At 69.9% G+C, this 1,320-nt stretch carries 1 pseudogene; it reads right to left on the reverse strand.

From position 1 onward, the window contains the following. Positions 1-1,320: pseudogene (locus ABEA06_RS13555) on the reverse strand (helicase); the annotation flags it as partial.

The following is a 1,320-nucleotide window of genomic DNA, read 5'->3' on the forward strand; positions in this document are numbered from 1 at the left end:
ATGTGGCGCAGGAACTGCTCGTGGATGCTCGGGGACACCCACACCGCCCCGATCCTCGCCTCGATCTCATCGGCCCCCAACGGCGCCGGCAGCACTGACTCCAAAGCGGCGACATTGGACTGGAACTTCTCATCAGCGGCCGACGCCGCCAGGGCGGTGTCGAGCTTCTCGCGCACGTCCCCGGACAGGTACTCCGCCCGGGTCTCGTAGACCCCGGCCTCCCCGGGCACCTCGTAGACCAACTCCCCCAGGGACTCCCGCGCGCCGGCCTCGTCGGTGCCCAGCAGCCGGGCGACGTTAGCCATATCCACGGTCCCCAGCGTGTCCAAAGTGACGGCCAGGGCCTCGTCGGGGGTGTCCACCCCGAGCACAGGCCGGCGGGGTTGCACCTGCCGCTCGGACAGCAGTCCGGCGGGGGTGGCCGCACCGGTGCCCTCGTCGAAGTACTCCAGGCCCATCACCAGGGGCCCGAACGGATCCCGGCGGATCGTGGCCACCGGCCGTGGCGTGATGCGGGCCATGATGTCCGCCCCCGCCTCGTCGTACTTGCCGGTGCGGCGTTCCGTGAACCGGTTGATCGGCCCGTAGCGGTCGTAGTAGCTCAGGTAACTGGTGCGCAGCTGTTCACGCATCGCGTCGAGGACCGGGGTGTCCTCAACGTTGGTCGCCTCCATCGTCAGCACCGCACGGGCCGCATCACGCAACCCCAGCAGGGCACGCAACTCGGCCTGCTGGGTAGTTGGCACCGGCAACGGGGCATGCACACCCTCGACCGTGACCTGGGTGAAGGCCCCGTCCTCCCGCGCGGTGATGTGTCCGACTTGTTCCTGCTCAGACGCTGGGATCAGGGCCGCCGCTTCGAGCTGCTGCTCCCCGGTGCGCTCAGCCATGCCTCGACCTTGAGCCAGCGCCTGCCCGGTGACGTCCACCAATTGGGCGCGCAGCTGCTCACCCGTGGCGCTCAGGTCCTCCGCGCGCACGGTCAAGGTGGCGGCCCCGTACATGTCGTTGCCCACGGTGGGCTGCCCCAGGACCCGCTCGGGGTGGTTGAGGAAATATGCGTTCATCCGGGCTTCCTCACCCCCCAGCTCAACCGTGCTGGACTCCACCCAGGACAGGTCCAACGGCTCCTCCCCAGGCAGCCGGCGCCGGAAGATCAGCACATCGGTCAGCGCGTCGGTGCCCGCCGCCCTCCGGTGGGCACCGGTGGGCAGGCGCACCGCCCCCAGCAGGTCAGCGGTGGCAGCCATCTCTCGGCGCGCGGCCGGGTTCTGCGCATCCAGGGTGAACGCCGAGGAGATCACCCCCACCACCCCACCA

Origin of the sequence: Kocuria gwangalliensis, assembly GCF_039544365.1 — a bacterium.
Classification (GTDB): Bacteria; Actinomycetota; Actinomycetes; order Actinomycetales; family Micrococcaceae; genus Kocuria; species Kocuria gwangalliensis.